The organism is Pandoraea commovens (assembly GCF_902459615.1).
Classification (GTDB): Bacteria; Pseudomonadota; Gammaproteobacteria; order Burkholderiales; family Burkholderiaceae; genus Pandoraea; species Pandoraea commovens.
Genome location: NZ_CABPSA010000007.1, coordinates 351,141 through 370,689, shown reverse-complemented (window position 1 = coordinate 370,689; position 19,549 = coordinate 351,141). Strand labels below are relative to the sequence as shown.

9 protein-coding genes and 1 pseudogene are annotated in these 19,549 nt (G+C 53.3%); 5 read left to right on the top strand and 5 right to left on the bottom strand.

What is annotated here, in order from left to right:
- The coding region (locus PCO31010_RS26690; protein ID WP_174984979.1) for a hypothetical protein at nt 1–765 on the top strand (765 nt) is incomplete at its 5' end.
- Between the two features lie 148 nt (nt 766–913).
- On the opposite strand, the gene PCO31010_RS20340 is transcribed toward PCO31010_RS26690, so the two are convergent.
- Nucleotides 914–1,222, bottom strand: a complete 309-nt coding sequence (locus PCO31010_RS20340; RefSeq protein ID WP_150665864.1) for a hypothetical protein — start codon at nt 1,220–1,222, stop codon at nt 914–916.
- 245 nt (nt 1,223–1,467) lie between these two features.
- Here PCO31010_RS20340 and PCO31010_RS20335 point away from each other — a divergent pair, with 245 nt between their 5' ends.
- Together PCO31010_RS20335 and PCO31010_RS20330 are read left to right on the top strand one after the other, a co-directional pair.
- On the top strand, nt 1,468–4,035 hold the full coding sequence (locus tag PCO31010_RS20335; RefSeq protein WP_150665863.1) for a soluble NSF attachment family protein: 2,568 nt from the start codon (nt 1,468–1,470) through the stop codon (nt 4,033–4,035).
- A 701-nt stretch (nt 4,036–4,736) separates the two neighbouring features.
- Nucleotides 4,737–6,341 carry a flavin monoamine oxidase family protein gene (locus PCO31010_RS20330; RefSeq protein WP_150665862.1) on the top strand — a complete coding sequence of 535 codons (1,605 nt, stop codon included), beginning with the start codon at nt 4,737–4,739 and terminating at the stop codon, nt 6,339–6,341.
- A gap of 63 nt (nt 6,342–6,404) precedes the next feature.
- Here PCO31010_RS20330 and PCO31010_RS20325 read toward each other — a convergent pair whose 3' ends face one another.
- Both PCO31010_RS20325 and PCO31010_RS20320 read right to left on the bottom strand, forming a co-directional pair.
- Nucleotides 6,405–8,114, bottom strand: a complete 1,710-nt coding sequence (locus PCO31010_RS20325) for a YadA-like family protein (RefSeq protein ID WP_150665861.1) — start codon at nt 8,112–8,114, stop codon at nt 6,405–6,407.
- A 1,540-nt stretch (nt 8,115–9,654) separates the two neighbouring features.
- Nucleotides 9,655–10,053, bottom strand: a complete 399-nt coding sequence (locus PCO31010_RS20320) for an InvB/SpaK family type III secretion system chaperone (RefSeq protein ID WP_150665860.1) — start codon at nt 10,051–10,053, stop codon at nt 9,655–9,657.
- A gap of 1,636 nt (nt 10,054–11,689) precedes the next feature.
- On the opposite strand from PCO31010_RS20320, the gene PCO31010_RS20315 reads away from it, so the two are divergent.
- On the top strand, nt 11,690–13,117 hold the full coding sequence (locus PCO31010_RS20315) for an AraC family transcriptional regulator (RefSeq protein ID WP_246184697.1): 1,428 nt from the start codon (nt 11,690–11,692) through the stop codon (nt 13,115–13,117).
- An 85-nt stretch (nt 13,118–13,202) separates the two neighbouring features.
- Here PCO31010_RS20315 and PCO31010_RS20310 read toward each other — a convergent pair.
- Both PCO31010_RS20310 and PCO31010_RS20305 read right to left on the bottom strand, forming a co-directional pair.
- Nucleotides 13,203–14,110: pseudogene (locus PCO31010_RS20310) on the bottom strand (LysR family transcriptional regulator).
- Between the two features lie 546 nt (nt 14,111–14,656).
- Nucleotides 14,657–17,878 (bottom strand): putative adhesin, encoded by a 3,222-nt coding sequence (locus tag PCO31010_RS20305; protein ID WP_150665859.1) that lies wholly within the window; start codon nt 17,876–17,878, stop codon nt 14,657–14,659.
- Nucleotides 17,879–18,402: 524 nt separating this feature from the next.
- Here PCO31010_RS20305 and PCO31010_RS20300 point away from each other — a divergent pair.
- Nucleotides 18,403–19,493 (top strand): IS3 family transposase gene (locus tag PCO31010_RS20300; protein ID WP_150665858.1). Its coding sequence is split into 2 segments (ribosomal slippage): nt 18,403–18,661 and nt 18,661–19,493, totalling 1,092 coding nucleotides; the frame shifts between segments, so codons are not numbered across the junction.
- Nucleotides 19,494–19,549: the final 56 nt, after the last annotated feature.

Here is a 19,549-nt window from a genome sequence, read left to right as displayed (position 1 = left end):
GGAAGCAAAGTTGTGGATCAGCCGGAGATCAACACGGCTTCGTCTACTGATGTTCCTGGTGAGCAGAAGGCACCTGCTGCGGATTTGCGCGGGGGGGGCGCCGCGGGAAATAAGAGGCCGAAGGGGATGCAGCAGGACGACCCATCCATTTCACCTCGAACTGGGGAGGCACAAACGGACGAAGACAATGGTGTCTTGTCGGCCGTAGTTTGCTATCCGGAGATTACGAACGTCCACCTGCTTAAGCCTCAACGCGTTAATTTTGAAAGCGAGGCTGAACCTGGACCAATTCAAACTTGCTCCGCCAAAACGTATCTTGCTCGAGTTGAGCGGAGTGGCGACTGGATTGCTAAGGCGACTTTAAAGTCAAGATATGTTTCCGAGGATCGGCTTAATTCAATTAGTTGGGGGGTGCCACTTCCCTTGGATGAATATTTGACTTTCTCAAAGAATCCAAGTGGCGAGAGCGGTCGGGAAATTAAGGTGATTCGTGTGTATGCCGGAAGAGGTGATAAGAATTTTGCGGGTTTTGTGAGCAGAGGTGGGGAAAAGGTTTGGGAAACTGGTAGAGATCGGAATGCAATAAATGTTATTCCTTTGAAGGGTGGTGAAAGTATTCATGTTCATGATGTGAGTGATCGACAAAGGACAATTACAGTGGATGTTTCTGGTAAACATCGTGTATCTAGTCTAAAACATTTTTTTGAAAATAAATCGCAAGGCGGATTGGTATTGAAGGAGGATAATGTTCGTAGAAATACTTAATTAATAGTGGTGTGACCCGGAGCCCCCCGGGTCAGTATTGAATCCACGCCTCCGGCGTCTGAGGGGCACGGGTTCGGCGGTTGAGTTACCTTCGCAGGACCGCCGCAATCCTGCTGATTGTGGGAAAACAGTGCGGTCGAACGGCGAATCACGACAATTTAATGAGCGGGCCAATTCCTTCAGTCACGATCGTGGGCGGTGCCTTCGCGCCCTGGCTGCGCTCGGATGTGGTGTGAACCAAAGCATGTGGCGCGCTATAAACGTTTGCATCGCTTCCATCTCTTTCTTCGATGAGTTCCTCTTTGGAGACCATCCGCTTCGGAATAAAAGTCACCGCAGGGATGCACGCGGTATCGTGGCAGACTATTTCGCCGACGCGTGTGAGTTGAGTGAAGAGTGAGACTTTGATCACGCTGCGGTGTTTCGCATTCAGGCCTCGTGTCCCAATCTGGTCCATTCAGTGTCTGCGCAATCTGATCGTCGACGAGCAACTGTTTTCATACCGTTTCTTGGGTGGAGTTCAGGAACCTTCATCTCCAGCCAAAGTTGAACGGGTACGAAACTCATCGAACAGGCCAATGGTTAGGTCGGGCAAGAAATCAGCGAGTGCTGATCGATCTTATCAGCTGACGCCCTCTCTGCTTGTCCTGCGGATCGTGCGAGCATCAAGGCTCTGTCACTCGCAATCCACCCGGTGGGCATATGGAGCATGCCAGCAGACCGACCTCTCTCGCCAATTTTTTCTCCTTTATCCACAAGATTTTTACGATGACACCTCCAAACATTCCCTCTTGGGCTCCGCCCAGCATGCTCTTCAACAGTTTGCATCTTGGCGAAAGCCGCGCCGACACGCTCCAAGCCCATGCCAAAAACCTCCAAACGAGCCTGGGAGATGCGAAGACGGATTCGACGCTTGCTTTCGATAAGTTCTGGCAGCAAGCCACGCGGGAAACTGCTTGGAGCAGCATCAAGCGGTTCTTTCACATCGATTCGGGCGAGAAAAGACAGACGCTAAAGGCCCTTGCGCGCAGTCACGTTGCGTCCCTGGACGGCGGCAGTGAATATCTGAAACAGCGCGGCGAAGACGAGGGAAAAATTCTTGCCAGTAGTCAGTACCTGCTTGAAAAGATGACCCCGGAAGCACACAAGAGTCTGAACAGCGCCGCAGTCGGGGAGGATGGCGTGGTCTTCTGCAAGCTGGCCGACACTGATCTGCGCATCCTATTGCTCACGCCAAACACCCAGCCTTCTGAGATCTGCTTAAGCGTCATGACGACCCAGAGCAACGGAGGTTTGACTCTCCTCAACGAGATCAGTACCGAGCACGCAGGGGAGCCGTCGGAGCGTAGCGTTGCGACCTATGGGAAGTTGGCAAACCTTTTTCGACATTCCGGCAACTTGGACGCGGCTGCACGTTACTCCGAGAAGGCAGGTGATTATTATCTGGCTAAAGCGGCGGCACGTTGGCCCAGTGATACCTTTGAAGAGTCGGTATCCGTCGAGCCAGCAAACTCGCACAAGGTGGATCAACGGTGTGAGGAAGATAACGAGGTTTCTGATCGTCACTACGACGATTTGAAGGACGAAGGTTGCGAAGCGAAGCACGATGATGTGTCTCCCCAGACTCCGCAACCCGATTCCGAAGAGCTGAAACGTGCGGCAGATGCCTATCGGGCGGCATCAGTAGATCATCAAGCCCTCGCGAAAATGGGAGGGGACAAGGCCGAGTGGCACTCTGAGCAGGCCTGGCGGCTGGGACGTTTGTCCTCCGCATGCTCGCGTCAAGCTAGTGGCGAATTTTCGCAAGCAGCCAACCTATACGAAATCCTGGCTTCCGCAGAGCGAGAAAGGAAGCCGATCGACCGGGACCGATACTTCGACATGGTGGGAAAAGCGGTCCGGCTGCACTGCGACGCTGGGGCATACGAAAAGGCTGCGGATTTGTGTAAGCAGGCTCATGGTGACGCGCTCGCCATGGGTTCCAAGGAGATTGCCCTTAAATTTGCAAAAAATGCCGCAAGCGCGCATGAAAAAATGGGCGCACGTCTACTTTCGGGGGAGTGGTTTACGAGCGCAGCTCAGCTTTATCAAGAGCTGGGGCAGGAGCTCGATGCGGCCAACCACCACATAATGGCGGCCAAAAAATTTGACGAGTGCGGCAACGAATTGGCGCGTGCAGCCGGCGCATGGGGAGCGGCTGGAAATGCACTGGTGAAGGCGCAGCTCTGCCGCGGCGCATCGCAAATGTGCACAAAAGCGGCCCAACGGTGCGTTTCTAACCGTGATCACGAGTCGGCTGCGAAATATTTCGAGCTCGCGTCCACGTACGACACCGACCTTTTCGCCATGACTGATAATTTGCGTCAGGCCGCGGATCAATACCGCTTAATCGATATGGAAACCAAGGCAGACGAATTGAACGGAAAATGCAAAATCGTCTGGAAGGAGCATGCCGAAAATATTATGAAGGACATCAGCGATACGCTTGGAAAACTTCGATCAGACGTTCCGTCGCGAGCTGACTGTGAGCGTTTCGCCAAGCAAACAAATCAAGCATCTTTGGCATATTCTCAAGCCCTAGCGTTTGGGAATGAAGACGAGCGCCAAGCGAATCTGTCACTGTTAGAAAATTGCCATGCCTGCGAAGCGGCTTGGAACGCTATGGCCAAGAGCGACTACGAGACTGCCGTGGTTGAATTCAGGAAAGTGGCAAACGATTACGAGAACAGAGGCGAACATGAAAACGCGGGGCAGGCGTTCCTGATGACTGCTCTTGCTTATAAGGGGGCAAAACGCTCTGCTGATGCAGGTTACGAGTACCAGCTTGCTGCAGGCGCTTTTTTCAGAGCGAAGCTGCATGGCTTTGCAGGCGGGGCGAGCACGATGGCCGCTCGAGAGTTTCGTGACGCGAGGGGCAAGGAGCTCGACACGGCCCGTGCATATATGTTTGCGGCCGATCAGTATTTGCAGTGTGCTGAGAGTCCCAATGGGGCGGCAGGAAACGTCAATGAAACGAGTGGCAAATATAGGGACGCGGCAACGGCTAGTGCGCTAGCGGGAGAAATTTATGTAAAGGCTGGTAAATATAGGGACGCACATGGTGCCTTCCAGCTCAGCGCGATTGCCTATGAGGGGCTTGGCGATGCCGGGGCGACAAAGACCAATGAGATGCTGAAAAAAGCCGAACGTTGCTCGGCCCGTATCGGCGGGGAGCAATCGCTGCGAAATCGGTCGGCCACTATGCCTTCCGAAGTTGCTGTTCCAGCATAACTTCTTTTTGCGCATATCGTTGTAATTCAAGTGGGCCTGGCACGCCGATGGAGTTGTCCGGGCCCACAAGTCGCGAAGACGGACGGGACGTAGGTCAGAGCTCTGTCCGGCGAGATTCTTGATCGGCTAGGACTGTCGTATCACGACGTCTTCATTAACGCCGGTTAGCGAAGCATGGATAGCAGCAAAGTTGGTTTTTTTCAAGGTCTCCTCTTGATCTTGCCCGCCCCTCCCCTCCCAGACTGCGTCTCACTGAAAGCTTCTCCCATGACTAGCGCCGGCAGCGGCGGTGTGCATTAGCGCGCGCAACCATCGCTCCTTCTCATTTCTCCAATTAATTGGACCGGCTGTATACCTGCTCACATGCAGGCATAAGCCCCGCCAGTAAAGCAACGGTTTAAGAGGGCACAGAACTTCGTGTATTCGTGCCGGGGGCCGGCCGTTGGCGGCATGTTTCCCAACATCGTCCCACATAGTCACAGATCTGCCTCGAGCCGTTCGATGTCCGAATATCTGCTTCTCTCCAGAGAATGTCTTTCCGGCCGTGGTGCTAGATTCATTTCAGCCATTTGCGAGTTCATGCGGCTTGCTTTTATACGCCAAGGCCAATCCTCGATCGATCCCTGAGATTTCTTTTGGATTTCTTTTGTCTTTCCGGAAGACATGAAAGTCTTCGCTCGATGGTGCAGGAAAGTTGAGGCTTGGATTTTTACGGCGAGGATATAGACATGGGCTCAGAATTTGATTTCAAGAGGCTGAATCGCAGGGGCTTTGGCAAGATTCTTGTTGCCGGCGTAGGTGGACTGGCAGGGTGCGCCACGGGCGGTAGGTGGTTGAGTGGGGGGCAAGAGAGTGAGGGCGCGCGCGGTGCGAGCGAATTCCTCCATCCGTCCGGGAAAACCGCCGCCGGCGTGCAAACGGTGGATGTAGTCGTTGTGGGAGCCGGACTTTCAGGATTGATCGCCGCGAAGAAGCTCTCCGAGAAGGGCCGTTCTGTGCTCGTTCTCGATGCTCGTAGACGAATCGGGGGGCGCATGCATTTGGAGCCGACGATAGCTGAGGGCGTTCTTGATATCGGCGGCCAATGGGTTGGAGAGACCCAGAGCGCAGTACTTTCGTTGCTCGACGAGCTGTCGATAAAGAAATTCGACAGCTATATAGACGGCAAGAGCATGTTGTCCTGGAACGGTGCGCTGTCCGAATTTAATGGCGATGTGTCTAAGGTGCTCGAAGGTCACTTCGGGGCTTCCGAAGCCGATCGAATTGCCATGAGCTACGCGTGGCAGAAATTCATGGACATTGCACGTACCGTTTCTGCGTCAACGCCTTGGACCACCCCTAATGCGGCTCAGCTTGATTCGCAGACGTTTGCCTCCTGGATGGAGAAGATCACTGGCAACGCTTTTGCAAGGTGGGTTCCCAGCGTGCAGGCGAGAATCGGCGGGTCGGGAGGCTTTGAGCCGGGTGAGGCATCACTTCTGCACATGGCTTGGACACAGCGCGTGGGGCCGCAGTCGGAGCATCCAGAGACGTGGCTATTGCACGGTGGCGCGGGGCAGGTTCCCGGCATGCTGGCCCGGGCGTTGCAGAATCGAATCGTGCTAGATGCTCGAGTGACAGAAATCATGCGCACACCAAATGGTGTGACCGTCGCAACCCAGGGAATGCGCGTGCATGCTAAAGCAGTCATCGTGGCGATTCCTCCGTCGCTGCGCGCGGGAATTCGGTTCACTCCCGAGTTGCCGGCGGTGTACTACGGTTTCATGCAGCGTTCTCCTATGGGAGCGATTTCCAAAGTGCATGCTGTATATCCCACGGCCTTCTGGCGAGACCGGAAAATAAGCGGCACGGCGCTGGGAAATTTGAAAACATGCGAATTTATTGCCGATAGTTCCCCGCCATCTGGACGTCCTGGAATCTTGACGTCCTTCATCGCCGGACAGCGCAACGTCGAACTGAGTGGCGCCCCGCCTGAGGTCATTCGTAGCGAAGTGCTTGCCGACTTCCAGTATTTCTTTGGCCGGGAAGCGGCAAACCCTGCAGAATTTGTGTACTGCAATTGGGAGAGAGAGGGTTTGACGGGCGGAGCGTTCACTGCTTATCTCCCGCCCGATGGATGGACAATTTATGGCAAGGGGTGGCGTGAGCCGGTTGACAACATATTCTGGGCCGGCACCGAGACATCGGATCGATGGCCCGGATACTTCGACGGAGCAGTTCGAGCGGGAGAAAATGCAGCCGATGCCATCGAGCAGGACGTTAATTTTTCCACTGCAGTTTCCGTGGCTGCGGGGGCGTACGCATAAGCAATTCGTTTGAACTCGGGGAGGCGCCGGACCATCAAGTTGATGGGCCGGCGCTCCCATGTCTCACCATTGATACGCTGCACCTGCGCCGGCGGTATTGTTGCCGCTGGCAAAGCCCATGCCCACCCTTACCTTCAGGTTCTCGGAGATACGTGCTTCGCCCCCCACGGCGATGGCACCGTGGCCTTTGAAGGCCCCCATGCCGATACCGAACGACACTCTTTTGCCAGGATCTACCCCGGGGACCATAGTTAATGCTGTGGCGGCCGCAATGCCAGCGTAGGCCTGCCGCGCAACGCTTCCGACTTGGGCCTGAACGTTATCGATCCGGCGGTCAAGGTGGGACACGGCTTGTTCCACGCCTTGAACGCGTTCTCCTCCCACGGTGTAACTCGGCATGGTCATCTGGTTGTTTGCGTCGAGCTTTGCCCCTCCACCCAGTGCATCAGCGACGCTTTGCCCGCTCTTGCTCCAACTGCCGCTGGATTCACCGGTTCCGCCTGTCCCATTGTTTCCTTGTCCACCGTTGTCCGTCCCTCCGGCGTTGCCATGTCCATTGCCTTCGATGGTGTTGACCCGTCCCTCGAGGGTTGTGACCTTGCCTTTCAGGGCGTTCAACTGGCCGTAGTTCACCGCGTCGGATGGGTTCTTGCCGTCAGCGACGTTGGTGAGAGTGACGGGGCCGCCTGCTCGAAGCACGCCACCGAGTGTGACGGTGTTTTTCTGGACATTGTCATAGCTTACGGCGAGCGACGTTAGCTGGCCGGTGTCGTCGGCATCGATGATGCCGGCGGACTTAAGCTGCTTCAAATTAACGGCATCGTTGTCCTTGATACCGTCAGCAACATTCTGAAGGCGAACCGGCGATTGGGCACTGGTGCCGCCGAGAGTGAGCGCGCTCTTGTCCGTGTTGTCATATGTGACAGCAACAGCGTTCAGGTTCGACAGGGTTGTGTTGGTGGCATACAGTTGTTTTCCTGTGACGACTTCGGTACTACTGTCACTCAAATCGCCGTCGGCCACGTTGACGATTTTTCGCTTAAGTGACTGGTTACCCACCGACACAGTGTTCGCCGTAGACGCAATGGAGCCAGATCCCAGTGCGACACTGCCCTTGACGTTGGTCCTCGCGTTAGATCCCAGCGCGACACCATCATCGACGTTAACGGATGACTTTGCGCCGATAGCTACCGCGTTGTCACCGTGCGCGCTAGCGGACGCCCCGACCGCGATGCTTCGGTCGCCTATAGCGGAGGCCGATGCGCCGACGGCGGTGGCGACGTCGGACATCGCTTCCGCACGCGCACCGATCGCGGTTGCGAACGATCCCGCTGAGTCACGACCGGCTGACGCTTTGCTGTCATAGCCGATCGCGGTGTTGCCGTCGCCGACCGCTTCGCTTTTTTTTCCAAACGCGGTGTTATAGGCGCCATTAGCAATGGCCTCGTCACCGCCGGCAAGGGCTCCGACGCCCGAGGCCGTGGGGAACTTGCTAATACTATCTCCGACTACCAAGTCGCCGTCCGCTCGTGCCTGCAGTTGCGGCGTCGACGAGGCGGGGGCGCCACGCTGCACTGCAAATTCGGATTCCGTTTTCGGTGGTTCATCCAAAGTGAGCGGCCGCCGAGTGTCTTCTGCGCGCTTCTCATCGCCGCCAACTGCGATTTCCGAATCTATAGTCTGCACATCGGTCTCCGCGAACGCGTTTGGGATGCCACACGCGAGAATAATTCCACTTATCGTGGAGGCTAGATTATTAGCTTTCAACGTCATGAGTTTTCGATAAAGCAAAGTTAAGGGCGCTCGCCAACTCGCGGTCCTTGTCGGGCGATGCTGGTGCGTTACGGCACCCAGTCGTCAGAAAAACTGACGTGCGGACCAAAGTTCCGCATCAATTGACGAGTCGAAGTGATTTGCCGCGACCTTTGCGCTTGAGCGTTGGATCGGCTTATTCGCTGGCAATGGTCAACGTACCTGCGATACCCGCGGCTGAGCGGCACGGGTTGTGCCCGCTCAGGTGATTTGCGATTGGTTGTGATGTGATCGAATCGCGGGACGCACGCAACGCAGCGGCAATTGAACCCGTGGCTGACAGAGCTCGGTATTCTGAGCGTTCACGCAGGAGCGCTCATATCGATCAATATGATCGCAAGCGATCTCGAGGGATGCTATCGGCCGCCGCCGAAATCGCAGGGGCGTTGTGTCGTAGGCGTGAAGCCCATTGCGTTATGGTGAGTTATTGCGAATTGCGAGTCATTCCTGCGGATAGGATCATCGTGATGTGGATGCGCGACTGGCGGAGTCGTTTTCGCTGCTTGAATATGGCCAACATTCTCCCGCGTGCCGGCGGCCAGCATCTCTCTGAGTTTGCTGGTTGACCGTGCCGTCGCCCATCAGGTGAAGTGCGACGGGCGAGAGCAGCAGAGTCAACCTAATTTTTAATCTTATGGACTATATGGGGGAGGTGGTTCCGAAGTGCTGTGATTCTGATTGCCAGAGGGTAATGCGTTAGCACATCCGTGAATCAAATTGTCCGATGTCGTCGCATGGAGGGGCTCGAAGTGCCGAACGATATCCGTATAGATGGGGGGGGGCATCCCGTTAGCGACGCACGAGTGCTCGCTTGACTCCTCGTAGGTCGGTAGTCTTGTTTTTATGGTTAACCCGAATCTATTCGCCATCAGTTCACCGAGGGCGTAAAGTCCTTCGTTGTGTGAGTTGATTTTTTCTTTAAAAACTGTTCTCAGATTTTGTCTTTGTGATTTTCTGTCAAATTCAATGTAATTATTTATTAGCTTTTCATAGTTTCTTAATAATTTCTTGCTGATTTTGTGATGGCGTGTTTTTTGGTATGATGTTTCTGTTCGAGTGGTTTTTGAGGGCTTTTGAAAATTGAGTTCTTCTCTGTGGACGGCATGCAGGTATTGTATTGTTTTTTCGAGGTAATGGGTTACGTTGCTTGTGCTTGAGTAATCAACGTAACTTATTGCTGCTAATGCGTTTGTGAATTTAATGAAGCTGGTTTTAAGTTCTGTTATTTTTGATAATTCATTTCTCCCGTGATCAACGGATTTGATTGGTTGCACGCTACTTCTTTTTGCCGCCTTGAAGTCTTCGTGCAGTAATTTTGCGGAGTAAGAAAGATTGGAAAGATTAATGCTCTTTTTGGGTGAATAATCTGGTGGGGGAAATAGTGCTATTTCTCGTGTAATCATAACGTTCCATGTGTTTCTGGGGGTGCTTCGGGCGCGTGATCTAACGTGCTTTGGTAAACTTAGTCCGAAAAAATAATTGTCTTTCGGTGATGTTGCCTTTAGGATGGTTGGATAATTTCTTTGAGGTGTTGGTAAAAATCTTGTAGTGCTTCGCAGAGGTTGGTTCGTCCATTAAGATATTCCGGATTTATCACTGCGAGCTGTTCGATCTGTTCATTCCCGGCGGTTAAACCTATGCTGCGCGACAGGCTCCATTCGTACGGCGTCATCATTATTTTTATGATTTCGTTGCTTCTTGATTTGATTTCGTCAAAGTCTCGAAAATCAAATATCGAGTGAAACCAGATATTTCCGTCAATTTCCAAAATATTGATGTCGGGCGTGCGGAAAAAAGACAGAGTAATGGTCGAATGATTGTCAAAATCAGATACTCGTTGCTGGTCGCAACCGAGCATGGATAGCGTGTTTCTGACAAGGGTTGCGACGTCGTAATTCATTTCACATCCTGGGCAACGAAATTTGTCGGGCCGACTTGACCAACTGCGTCGTCGGGTGTGCTCGTACTAGTCCGTTGGCATAGTTTTGCGTAGCGAATGCGATGAAGTGGCGGGTCGCTCGCACTTGAACGCAGCATCTGTTAGAGACTGCGCGTCTTACAAAGCAAGGCGTGCGACTCGAATGCTGTGTCTGCTGGCTGCCATGCTCCCGATTCGTGCAACCTGACGGACGCAGCCGCGCCACCGTATGGCATGGTGCTAGAGCACCACTGTGCCAACTGGATTTGTCGAGTCTGTGGTGGAAGTATCGATCAAGTGCTTGTCGCTGGATACTTTTCATAAACCGATTTGGCGATAGGCTCCGGCTGATATTGGTAGCAACTCGAAATATGTTTTAGTTTTCGATCGAGGTCTTCGTTACTCGGTCGGGCCGCCATACGCCCCTGTTTGCATAGTGTGTGGCGGCGAGCACTTACGTTTCCCGAGCAGATCAACTTGGTCTTGAGTCCGATAGCCCCGTAGATGGCGTTGCTTCCGAGGTCCTGCTGTTTTGCATCGCATCGTCTTTGACTTCGGAATGACTGGGGGGGGCGCATCGGGTGATGCCGAGATATCGCAGTCCCGTAAAGCGTCAGGAAAGGTCGTTTCCGGAAGCTCCCATTTAAAACCAATATTCTCTGACAAATTTTTTCCAGAAAAACTTAATTTCTTCGGCAGTATGGTAAATTTTTTTGCGGGGAAATTTCCTTATTTGATTTTATATTCCATAAAAAATTGTTGCTGAAAAGAATGTGGCCTTCTGTGAGTTTTTTTTGTGGTTGCTTATTAACTTGTCGCGGTATTTATTAGTGGGTTGTCGTTTTTTAAAGTATGGAGTGTGATTGATGAGTTGCGATCGTTTTTTTTGTGACTTGATGAGGGCTTTAAAAAGTTGTCGTGAAATTTTGTAAATTCATATTTGCGAATTTCCCGATGCCGGTAAGGATTGTTGCGGGGGATTTTTTGCTCTTTTGAAATTCTGTTGTAAGATTTTCGCTGCATCAAAAATTCTGCTTCGCCAGTTGCGGTGATTGTATAAAATTCTTTCCTCTTTGCTTAAGTGTGGCGGAGTGCTAAAAAATGATTGGTAATATAATGTTGGGCACATGAGGTGGATTAAATTTTGTCGTTTCTGGTGTGTGGTGGAAATTAAAGTGGGGGATTTTAAATTTAATCGATTGGCGTAAGATTTTGAAAAAAAATATTGGCGTTCTGTTTTGCGTGGAAGTCTCCATTGTTTATTGCGGAAAAGTACAATATTTCTGCTCGGTAATTGGCCTGCGCCAGACGGTTGCGCGCCTCTATGTATTCAACAAAGGCCGGGGGCGTTGTATCAAAATAAGCGCGGTAAGCGCACCTCATCGTGCCAATCGCCCTCGTAGACTTACAGAGGTAAATTTAACGAATAGGCCGTCACCGAATGGCTTGGGGAGGGGGGGGGCTGATTGCGTAGTCGGTGTTGGCTGATAAATGGGGGCTGTGAAGGCGACCCGCTAGCGGTATGTGGGGTGGGGCGCTATGAACGCCGCAGTCTGCTCTGCGGGCAGCGAACCATTTTTTGCAGTTGCCTGTCTGATGCTATGCCGGTCAATCAAATTTGAAATACTGGGTATTCGAAAATCTTGATGGTGTGTGCGCTCACATCGAATATCCTTCTGCAAGCTTCACTATAGAGGTCGGTATTTCGTGCCAAAGCGCCATGCATGTCCAGCAACTCAAAACATATGGCCTCCACAGCGACGAGCCGGAGCAAGTTTCGGAATTCATAGAGAAGATCTATGCGGGGAACGCCTTTCGCGCCCAGCACGCAGTGCGTAGGGACGTCAACATGGTGGGAGTGGAGTGGCGAGGCATTGGTATTTACGATGTCGACTACGAAATGCCGTTCCACTTTCATTCGGAAGACGGTCGTCCAAACTATCTGTTTCTCTCATGTGAGCGAGGTGGGGCAAGGTATCTGTCATCGGGGGCGAGCCTGACTTGCCAAGTTGGCGACTTGATACCGATTTCGTCGCTTGGTGATTCGACGTGTATTACCGCTCCCGAAGGATTTGGTCATCTTTCGGTGATTCTGGACGCCCACGACCTGAATGATTTTGTTTCTCGCTGGGTCGGGCGACCGCTGCCCGGGCCTATCCAATTCGAGTTGCAGCCGGTATCGCCGGCCGTGGCGGCACAATGGAACTGTGCGGCAGATTGTCTGCGTCGTGCGATGGCGCTCTCCCCAATGCCGGATATCGCAGTGCGAATGCTGTACGAGCACATGTTAAGACTGATCGTTTGCGGACATCGTCATAACTTCAGTGATTTGATCCATGCAGACGATTTGGTAGTCTCGGAGGAGCACGCTCGCTCGGCGGTGTTCATGATCGAATCCGATCCGACACGATGGAAAACGCTGGGCACGGTTGCACACGCACTTGGTTGTTCTATTGGCGGCCTCGAGAGAGCAATTGGCCGACTCACCGGAAGCGCGTCAAAGCAGCTATTTCTCGATGCGCGGATGCGAGGTGTTCACCGCGCACTTCTCCATGAAGCCAATCTCACTTTTGTCGCCATATTGCGCGCATATGGCTTCGATGCGTCGAGCAAATTTGTGGTGGCGTATCGGCGCAGATTTGGGGAGCCGCCGAGTGCCACTTATCGCAAGAATCCTGGTGCGCCTAATCCGGGCGCTTTTTTGCCCGATTCTGAGGTTGAGCTGATTGCGCAAGTGACCCTGGATCACTTCATCGATCAACGTCTTGGTGACCCTATTAAGCTCAAGGACTTGGCCGAGCATTTTGGGTTGAGTGAGCAGGCAACCATTGGTGTGTTCAAAGCCCGCTTCTCAAAGACACCTATGCAGTACGTCATTGAGCGTCGGTTGGAGCACGCAAGGCACCGACTCTGCCACACGGGGAACAGCATTCTTTCGATTGCGATCGAGTGCGGATTTGGTAGCCAAAGCTATCTGACGACACGGGTCAAACGTCACTATGGCGTCACACCGCGCCGGTTGCGCACATCCGTAAAACGCGGGTAGCAATGGAGCGCCGAGTTGCCACTAGGCGGGCGATGAGGAGCGCCCTGGCGTATTTTTCTCGCTCCCGCCATTAATTAAGAAGTGGTCATGATTGCATATGGCTGCGCACCAGTTCCTCGAACCAGTCCAGGAAGACTGCAAGTCGTCGCGAGCGCTGACGGCGACGCGGATAGACTAATGAGACTGGCAGGGGCGCCGCGCGATAGGCGGGCATGACTTCGATCAATTCCGCTGCATCCAGCAGATGCTGGACATCGAAGCGAGGGATCTGAATCAATCCCAACCCCGCGCGGCAGCACGCGATATAGCTTTCCGCATTGTTTACCAACACTTGGCTTGGTACGTCCACCACGCGCGCTACACCGTTTTCCGATACGTACTCCCAAGGCTGCTCACGCCCGGTCGTGGGCGATGCATAGCCCACCATCCAATGTCGTGAAGTCAGATCATCGGGGCGCTCAGGCGCGGTATGTTCCCTCAGGTAGGCGGAACTGGCGCAATTGATCAGGGCAATTGTTCCCAGAGGCCGCACCACCAGGCTGCTCTCGTGCAGAAAGCCAACGCACACGGCACAGTCAACGCCCTGCTGAACGAGATCGACGACGCGGTCGCTGGAACCCAGCACAAGACGCAATCGCGGATGTTGTCGCAGGAGCGTGGGCAACGCGGGGGCAATCACCCGCCGGGCGATGCGGCTGGGCACATCGATCCGGAGTTGCCCCGAGACCTGATGCGGGCTGACCTGGAACATCAGGTCGATGTCCTCCAGAGCGGTGAGCAGAGGGCGAACGCGCTCAAGCAATTGCGAACCTTCAGAGGTCAGTGGACCTGCCGCGTGGTTCGGTTCAGCAACCGAACGCCCATCTGGGTCTCCAGTTGCTGGATGGAGGCCGAGACTGACGCGCGGGGGACCTCCAGCGCATGCGCTGCCTTGATGAAACTGCCCATCTCCGCGACCTGGGCGAAGATGCGGTATTGGTCGAGTCTGTCCATCCTTCTCTCTTTGTCCGTCTGGACAACGCTGAGCATACCTCCGGGTTCCCCGGTTCAACCTGCAAAGCCGCCTTGATCCCGGAAAGCCCGCTCGAGGTGTGGCCGGGATTCGCAAAAAATCTGCCACATCTCGATCTAAGCTGCTGACTTTAAGCCGAAATATATGGATGAATCCAGCGACAAGACCGGACGTATCAGGTCCAACAAGTAATCGCCGAGCCGGATAGGACGCGTCGGCTGACGTGTAGTCGCCAGGATTTGACTGGACAGACAGCGTCCGATAATTCTCCTCTCAGGTTCGATAACCACTTTTCCTTTCAGGCTGTTTCTTGCCTCTCAAACCGACCCGGGAACACCAGAAAAGGAAAATTCGCACACCAGAGCTGACGGCAGCACTTCGCACATTGTCCGTTAGGTCAAGTGCAGGCTGATACAGCCGACGGAAATTTCTGGGGTTCTGGCTTGCCTCCTTCTCGATAATCAAAAACCGGGAACCCCCGCAGGAATCCTCCCGCTGTAAACAGCCTGGGGCACTAGTCTACCGATTTATGCAACAACGGCCCCAGCCTCCACCAGTACAAAAGGAATTACCCCTTTTATTTCGCACGTTACACTCCCGACTTCTTTCTTTTCGTTTAGGTAAACTGTCACTTCTTCACGCACAATATAGCCATCAAAATTCTGCCCCCAAGGCGCGCTGCGCTTGTCTTTGTCAAATTTTCTGGGAAAGTTCTTATTTTGGCCGATGTAATAACCGTCATTGACAGGCCTAATTCTGGAGAACCTCCCTGGTTCCTCCGATATAATTTCTTCACGGCACGCCTGAAAAACCAACACCCTGTATCCTTGAAGTTTTTTATCGTTTTTTATTGCTTCGAATACATGCCACAGTGTTTTTTTCTCTCCCAAATTAGGGGTTAGCACATCCATTTTGTGAGGATTTCTTAGAATTCTGTTTTGCGCCACTCCATATGCCTTTTCCGCGGCAGATTCTTTTTCGTAATTTTTTAGATAATAATTCTTAACGATCCCTTCCGTTTCCGATCCTGCCTGGTCTAGGATGGAGTGCCCATTGCCAGCCGCATCAATACGATCACCTCCTGGCAACTTCGCATACATATAAGGTATTTCTTTGGAGCCTTGAGATATTTGTCCAGGTATTAAACCTCGTGATATTGCGACTGGATCAACCAGCGCCCTCCCGTGTGGCGCCAAGAAAGCTATCTCCTTATCTTTTGGAATCTGGATGTCAGTGGATTCTTCTGTAAACCAACCGTGCGCACTCAGTACTAAAGTGTCTCCGCGATCGCCATCTATAGTCGTGAGAGTAAATCCAGGGAGATCCTGAATATTTGAGTCAAAGTCAATGTTTCCGGTAATTTCCGGATATTTTTCTTGAAGCCTTTCCCAAAGATCACCATTTCTTACGGCGCGGTCTGTGCCGATATGGTTTGTATCGTCCTTGTAAAATTCTTTCATTCGGCTTATGTAGCCGCGTTTATTAAATTCGCCATTTTCATCGACAAAATCCCCTCTTTTTGGTATTCCGGAAAGATCTTCATGAGAGGTATTTTTTTCTTGAATTGCGGCGTACATATCTTCGATGTTGCGCTGGTAAAGCATATCATGCTCATCCATGCGCCGCTTTGCGTCTAAATCCCCCCGCTCTTCCCATTGACTTGACCATTCCGCATATTTAGCGGAGATGTCGTTGATATGGACAGGGTAGAATTTTCCACTGGCGTCATCCCAGTACACATCCCCAGCCTTAAGATTCGTATTTTCAATTCCACGATCATGGAGCACGCTTACCATTGCGATGAATCGCTCATTTGCGTCGCCCGGCAATGTTCCCTTGGGAACCTCGCTGAGTGAAGTTCCGGGGATGCGGCGTTGACGGATATATAATCTACCATCTTTACCTTGGAGTAGTACGGCTGAACCTGTGCCATAATATTTTTCAAATGATTTTGCTTCATTTTTGGCGATTTCTTTATAAGTTGACCTGTCATCAAGATTGTCCAAGGAGAAATTCTCTGAGGAAATTTCCTTGAAGACAAATCGGCTATCCGATGCATCCAAAAATACTGTGCCCGATTGTCCTGCATCAACCACTTTCCCTAGCTTTAGTTCACCTGCTGGTGTAGGAGAAATATCACCCTCTGCGAAGGGGATGCGTTTAACATCCTCAATAATCCGGATAGGTGCCGTGCTTTCTCTCGGGGCCCTTATATGGTAGTCCGTGGCCCAGCTAGGCACCTCATTGTTTTTTGCAAAATGCTCTGCAAAAACGATATCGCTAAATACCCCGCCTTTGGGGAATTCATAGTGAGATAAAAGATTTTTTGCACTTCCGTCACTTTGTCCCGGAGTTCCCGCGATGATGTCCTCAGCGCTGAGCGCGTGGCTGCGCTCCTCGCTGTCTAGCGCTTGCCTAATATAGTGCAACCTTTCTTCGGCGCTTTCCTCGCGAAATGCATTGTCATCGTATTTGAGAAGAGTCTTGGTTTCGCCATCCGTCCCCACGATATGAAACCGGTTGTGTTCGGGATCCCCAAGACTTTTCAGGCGGACAAATTTTAAATCGCCAACATGTAGATACATGCTGCCCTGAGCATCTTGGTAGTAACCTTTGCCTTGGCGCGTCAGTTGACCGACGTCAATATCGTTGATAAGCATTTCGGGCGTAATGCCTCTGCTTACCTCTACCGAGATTGGGGTAAGCGCGCATGCAGGAGCGCGACATCGGCGGGAGAGCACCGCACTTTCACTTTCATTGGAGATTGGGGCATTACCACCCTCATTGGCATCCCCCGATATGTCGGGCGGCTCGTCGTGCTCACGGCCGCCGCTACGGGCAACGCTTTTCCCAATTTGATTTTTTTCTTCTCCAGGCTCAGGAACCATCTTGTCACTGTGTTTCCCACTTGGTACTACAGCATTTTCGTTGGGTAATCTCATGTAGATCACCAGGTTGTTTAGTGCTTCCGCGTCCTGTGGGCTTACCGTTTGCCCCTTCTCGTGTTTGTCGAGCACCGTTCCCATATCGTCCATCGCCTTCACTGCGGCAGGTACTGGATTCACGAGTCGAACGACGTTTCCCCAAACATCTTCGGCTTTTCTGATGATGTTCACAAACTTGGAACTTTTTTTCTTGATCTCCGAGTCTGTGGGGGGGCGCCCGTGTTCTTTCCGAAATTTAGTGATCAGGTCGGTGTCGTGTTTAACGGTCCAAAAATGCGAAAAGAAATTGACTGTCCACGAAACTGTCCCGCCGACCGTGTTCGAACCTTCTATGCGTTCCGCAATACTGGTGCTTCTGCTTTCTGTGAGCATTGCACTCTTCGGTTGATGCGAAACGTTTTTTGCGGCGCCACTTGGCTGGTCACGCGTGAGACCGCGATGGAGGACCTCACGTTGCTTGCGAATGACAGCGCCGCTGTTCCGGCTCACAACCCGCTGGTGCCTGGCAAGCGAGGAGATGCCACCATCCTCAAAGGCGCTCGAAGCCTGCGACCATGCGGTTAATATGGCGGCCTTGGGCTTTGAGATATGGGGCGCTGGCTGCGCTGGTGGCGCATGAAATGTCTCGGTGGCCAACATGGTTGCATTGAGTGCGGCAACGTCCTCCAGCGCCCCTTTAAAGGACGCCTGAGAAGAGCGTGCCGTAGTAGGCTGGCCGTTGGCGGCTAATTCGTCCAGTTGCGCAAATGCCTTTCTACCCACTTCCGTCAAGACGGGAGGCAAAGTACGGTTATGTTTTTTCAAAACCACAGGCCCCAGTGAACGGAGCCGCTGGAGGGTACTTTCGTCAGGGGTAGGGGCGTTGGTCACTCGCATTATCTGCGCCCCAAATTCGGCAAGCAGCGAGTCTGGCCAGGACTTGGAGGACGCGGGCGGGCAACCTGCCCGAACTCGGTAAGCGGTTTTGCTCTGCTGATTGCGTTCGTTCGCCGGTGCGCTCCCCGAAAGGGGGGGGCTGGCAGGGGCGTACGGAGTGGATGGCTGTATTACGGGCACGATGACTACTCGGTGAGGATGCTGTGACGGGAGCGGTGAAGTGACAGTGACTGCGCTCCGGTGGACGACGCGCACCGGACCTCGGACTGACTTGCCAACGCCAGAATGGCGGTCCGACCCGCTGTCTCCCGCCGAGTTCTGCGTTTCCGGCAGGGCGTTATACATTTCGGCGAAGGCCGGCAGAAAATTCAGTCGAAACCGACGCCGACGTCTCCCCCCAATTTGAGTAGCGCGGCGATTTAGAGTCCAATCACGTAGTCAGGAGATTGGACATGAAGAAGCGATTCACCGAAGAGCAGATTATTGGCTTCCTGCGGGAAGCCGATGCCGGGATAGCGATCAAGGAGCTGTGCCGTCAGCATGGCTTTTCCGAGGCGAGCTACTACCTGTGGCGAAGCAAGTTTGGCGGCATGAGCGTGCCTGATGCAAAGCGCCTGAAGGAGTTGGAGGCGGAGAACGCCAGATTAAAAAAGCTGCTGGCTGAATCGCTGCTGGAAAACGAGGTTACCCGCGAGGCATTGCGAAAAAAGTGGTGAGCGCACCGTCACGCCGGGAGGTGGTGCGCCATATGACGCAACAAGGCCTGAGCGAGCGCCGGGCTTTGCGGGTAATCGGCATGAGCGCGAGTGCCTATCGCTATCAGCCAGCGCCAGATCGCAATGCTGCGCTGCGAGCAGAGATTGTGGCGCTGGCTCAGCGGCATCTCCGCTACGGTTCGGCAATGATCTATCTGAAGCTGCGGCAGTCAGGCCAGAGGATGAATCACAAGCGAGTCGAACGGTTGTATGCCGAAGAGAAACTGCAGGTACGCCGCCGCAAGCGCAAGAAGGTGCCGGTCTCGGATCTTCAACCGCTGGTGCGACCGTCGGCGGCTAATCAGGTTTGGTCGATGGATTTCGTGTTTGACCGAACAGCGGAAGGTCGTGTAATCAAGAGTCTGACGGTGGTCGACGATGCCACGCATGAGGCCCTGGCCATCGTGCCGGAGCGGGCGATTAGCGGACTAGCGCTGACGCGCATTCTGGATCGCGTGGCGTTGCATCGCGGTTTGCCGCGGGCCATTCGTACAGATAACGGCAAGGAATTCTGTGGTCGTGCCATGCTGAGCTGGGCGCATGGGCGAGGCGTGAAGCTATTCCTGATCGAGCCAGGCAAGCCAAACCAGAATGCTTATATTGAATCGTTTAACGGACGATTTCGGGATGAGTGCCTGAACGAGCACTGGTTCACCAGTCTGACTCATGCCAAGGTAGTGATCGAGGCCTGGCGGCGGGAGTACAACGAGGAGCGGCCGAAGAAATCACTGGGCGGACTAACGCCGGCGACCTACGCACGGAAACTGGCGGAAACGCAGTTACATTAACCCGCGGACTCTAAAGCCCAGTGCTACTGAAGACGGGGGGACGTCGAGGCCGCCAA

Excerpts from the sequence above, each read along its gene's own strand:
- PCO31010_RS20340 (WP_150665864.1), bottom strand. The coding sequence starts at position 1,222 with ATGGACCAGATTGGGACACGAGGCCTGAATGCGAAACACCGCAGCGTG.
- PCO31010_RS20335 (WP_150665863.1), top strand. The coding sequence starts at position 1,468 with ATGGAGCATGCCAGCAGACCGACCTCTCTCGCCAATTTTTTCTCCTTT.
- PCO31010_RS20325 (WP_150665861.1), bottom strand. The coding sequence starts at position 8,114 with ATGACGTTGAAAGCTAATAATCTAGCCTCCACGATAAGTGGAATTATT.
- PCO31010_RS20320 (WP_150665860.1), bottom strand. The coding sequence starts at position 10,053 with ATGAATTACGACGTCGCAACCCTTGTCAGAAACACGCTATCCATGCTC.